At 61.7% G+C, this 3,427-nt stretch carries 4 protein-coding genes and 2 pseudogenes; 3 read left to right on the top strand and 3 right to left on the bottom strand.

The features are described from left to right. The first annotated feature begins 377 nt into the window (after positions 1-377). Positions 378-806 (top strand): IS5 family transposase, encoded by a 429-nt coding sequence (locus tag WAW17_RS25910; RefSeq protein ID WP_422335736.1) that lies wholly within the window; start codon positions 378-380, stop codon positions 804-806. 25 nt (positions 807-831) lie between these two features. Here WAW17_RS25910 and WAW17_RS25905 read toward each other — a convergent pair whose 3' ends face one another. Further along, on the bottom strand, positions 832-957 hold the full coding sequence (locus WAW17_RS25905; protein WP_422335737.1) for a hypothetical protein: 126 nt from the start codon (positions 955-957) through the stop codon (positions 832-834). Here WAW17_RS25905 and WAW17_RS25900 point away from each other — a divergent pair. Together WAW17_RS25900 and WAW17_RS25895 are read left to right on the top strand one after the other, a co-directional pair. Next, positions 920-1,317: pseudogene (locus WAW17_RS25900) on the top strand (transposase). The gene WAW17_RS25905 and the pseudogene WAW17_RS25900 overlap by 38 nt on opposite strands. A 278-nt stretch (positions 1,318-1,595) precedes the next feature. After that, a complete protein-coding gene (locus tag WAW17_RS25895; protein WP_422335735.1) occupies positions 1,596-2,408 on the top strand; it encodes a PaaX family transcriptional regulator C-terminal domain-containing protein in 813 nt (270 codons plus the stop codon). Between the two features lie 197 nt (positions 2,409-2,605). Here WAW17_RS25895 and WAW17_RS25890 read toward each other — a convergent pair whose 3' ends face one another. Further along, on the bottom strand, positions 2,606-3,112 hold the full coding sequence (locus WAW17_RS25890; RefSeq protein ID WP_422335734.1) for an acyl-CoA dehydrogenase family protein: 507 nt from the start codon (positions 3,110-3,112) through the stop codon (positions 2,606-2,608). After that, a pseudogene (locus WAW17_RS25885) lies at positions 3,107-3,322 on the bottom strand (acyl-CoA dehydrogenase family protein); the annotation flags it as partial. The pseudogene WAW17_RS25885 and the gene WAW17_RS25890, both read right to left, overlap by 6 nt. Positions 3,323-3,427: the final 105 nt, after the last annotated feature.

The following is a 3,427-nucleotide window of genomic DNA, read 5'->3' as shown; positions in this document are numbered from 1 at the left end:
TGCGTCGGCGTCAGCCCCAACGTCACGACTCACCCCAAGATCGATGCCCTTGCGCCATAAGGACATTCTCCCGGAAAGATCAACATCACCTGGGACCGCCACGCCGCGAAAAACACCAGCCACCTAGGAGACTGCTGAACAAGGCTTCTGGCCGGTCCGCTGATGGCGGCTCATCGGCGATGCCATGGTCGTGGGTGTCGGGGTGGGTCTGATCTTTTGGGTGCCGGGGCGCGGTGGCGGCAGCTCGGGGGCGTTGCGGGGTGTCCGGGGGGCGTTTCGCCGCGGGCCTGGGCCCCGGATGGATCGAGACTATGCGATCGCCCACGTCCCGTTGTCGAGGGTGAGTCCGAGGTTCAGGAGTCGTTTGAGGTTGACCCCTGCTGCTCGGGTGTTCCACCACGCGTTGTTCTTGCCAGTTCACCGATGAGCAGTGGGAGCGGATCGAGCCCCTGCTGCCCTCGAACGCAGGGCGGCAGGGGCATCCGTTTCGAGACAACCGCAAGGTCGTCGAGGGCATCATCTACCGCTACCGCACGGGGATTCCGTGGCGTGATCTGCCGCGTGAGGAGTTCGGACCGTGGCAGACGGTGTGGAAACGCCACGCGCGCTACGCCGAGGACGGCACCTGGGACCGGGTCCTGCAGACAATCCTGGCTGACGCAGACGCGGCCGGGATGATCGACTGGAACGTATCGGTGGATGCCACCATCTGTCGCGCCCACCAGCACGGTACAAATACGACCCGCCCTGAGCAGGACACAGGGGGCTCGGTCGAATCACAAGAATCGCCCCGCCTCCGACTGTGAACCTCCAGGTCACGGCATCGGCCGGTCACGCGGCGGGCTGACGACCAAGATCCACAGCGCCGTCGACGGCCGCGGGCGGCCGCTGGCGAACGTGGTCACCGGCGGCCAACGCAATGACGGTGCGATGCTCGAGCAGGCAGCTCGCCGACATCCACGTTCCCCGCCACGGGCGGGGCCGGCCCCGCACCCGCCCGGACGCGGTCATCGCCGACAAGGCCTACTCGTCCGGCACCATCCGCCGCCAGCTCCGCAGCCGGGGCGTCGGCGCCGTCATCCCCGAGAAGAGCGACACGATCGCCGCACGACAACGCCGGGGCAGCCGCGGCGGCCGGCCCCGAAACTCGACGTTGACCTCTACAAAGGGCGAAACGTCGTCGAGCGTTCCTTCGCCCTGGCCAAGCAATGGCGAGCCCTTGCCACCCGCTATGACAAGCACGCGATCACCTACCGTGCCGCCGTCACCCTCTGCGCCATCCTCACCTGGCTACGCCATTTGGGAGACACACCCTAGCGGTGGCGAAGTTCCAGGTTCTGGATGTGGCCGCGGCGGGTGTTGGTGACGAACGCTGTCAGGCGGCGTCCAGCCGTCCTCGACGACGCACCGGGCCAGGCGCAGTCTTCCGGTCGGCGTCAAAGTCGCGTCAACGTGGGACACGAAGACCTCCGTTGTGAGCGCGTGGATGCTTGGTTGCTTCCACACCTCACACGGAGGTCTTCCTCACGTCATCTCGCCATGCCGACCGGAGACACAACCCCCGTGGTCAGTACAACTAGTCTGACGGAGTGACGATGGAACTTAAAGGCCGCAATTTAACCGGCGCCAGCGCGTCAGCGCTACTTTTCACAGTCATTGGCGAGTATATGCGGCGCGGCGATCGAAAGCCGTGGACTACCACGCTAGTCCGAGCGCTCGGGGCGTTGGGTTACGAGCAAGCAGCGGCAAGGAAAGCTGTGTCTCGTGCCAGTTCGGACGGCTGGCTCATCCCTGAACGCCTCGGACGCCAGGTCCGGTGGCAGCTCTCCGAGCGTGCGGTACAGCATTTCCAGGAAGCGGAAGTCATTGCGTATGGAAGGCAGCAGCCACCCGAGTGGGACGGAACATGGTTCGTTGTTTCCATACCCATTCCCGAGGAGCAGCGCGATTTGCGGCATCAGTTGCGTACTCGCCTGCGATGGGAAGGATTCGGCCCTGTGGGGGGTGGCATATGGGTGAGTCCCGCCGCCGATGCCGCACGTCTCGCCTCGAAGGCGCTGAACGATCTCGGCGTCTCGCGCAGCTCGTTCAGCTTCGTCGGTAAGTTCGGGACCCTGGGCGATGAATTCCAGATGGTGCAGAGAGCGTGGGATCTTGCTGCGTTAGCAAAAGACTACGCTGAGTTCGAAGTCCAAATGAGCGACCACCCGCCTGCTGCAGCGACCGCGGAAACGTTTGTTCGCAATACTGAGCTGGTTCACTCTTGGCGGCGGCTGGTGCTAGCCGATCCCCACCTGCCAGCCGAGTTGCTCCCTGCACGATGGATAGGCACCCAGGTCGCCACCACGTTTTTCGCTTTGCACAGTCAGCTTTCCCCCTGCGCCACCGACTGGTTCTGGGACGAGTAGGGCACTGGCTTCCGCACCACCAAGCATATGAGTTAGCGTTGCGCAACGTGTGAAGATAGCACGGACTTTCCGAAAAGGGCTACGCCCTCGAATCTGTACGAAGATATGCCCGCCGCTGGCGTTGCGAACAATCACCCTAGGAACCTTCCAGTTCTCTAGCGACACATAGCACCGACGAACCCTAGCCGGGTGGGTCTTTATAACCCGAGAGATTTGGACACAATCTGCCTCATGATTTCGCTCGTGCCGCCGTAAATGGTCTGAGCGCGGCCATCGATGAATGCACGTGCCACTTGATTCTCGCGCATGAATCCGTATCCACCGTGGATTTGCAGGCAGCGATCGGCTACTCCCTGCTGCATTTCTGTGCACCACATTTTTGCTCCGGCTGCGGCAACCGGGTCAAGCGCCCCTGAAACATGATCAGTAAGGCAGCGGTCTACGAAGTTCTGCGCTACTTCGATCTCGGTATAAATTGATGCGAGGGTGAACTTCGTGTGTTCACGAGAACCTATTGTGTCCCCGAAAGCGCGGCGCGTTTTGGCATATTCCAAAGTCAAATCGAAGGTATATTTTGCTTGGGCTACGGCTGACAACGCGATAGAGAGCCTTTCTTGAGGCAGGTTGTGCATCAGCTGGTCCCAGCCATCGCCTTCTTCTCCCAGTCGGTTCTCCACAGGAACACGGACGTTATCGAAAAACAGCTCTGCGGTGTCCTGAGAATGCATGCCGATCTTGTCGAGGCCGCGGCTCCGGACACACCCAGGAGTATCGCCTTCGACGACGAAGATGGTCAAGCCTCCGTAGCGATCATCGTTGTTCGTTCGAGCAACGACCAGCAGGCAGTTCGAATTGATCCCATTGGAGATAAATATTTTCGATCCATTCAGGAGAGGATGTCCCGAGTTCCGTGGAACTTCGGTGGCGGCCCGATGAGCATCAGGCTGCGTTCACCTGATCATTGTGTACCACAGGTCCGACAGGTTTGGCCGTCTCGCCCTCGAGCGCGGCGCGGAGTG

Origin of the sequence: Rhodococcus sp. (in: high G+C Gram-positive bacteria) (assembly GCF_049286785.1) — a bacterium.
In the GTDB taxonomy this organism is placed as follows: domain Bacteria; phylum Actinomycetota; class Actinomycetes; order Mycobacteriales; family Mycobacteriaceae; genus Rhodococcus_F.
Note: the sequence above shows the minus strand (reverse complement) of the source record. Positions and strands in the feature narration are given on the sequence as shown.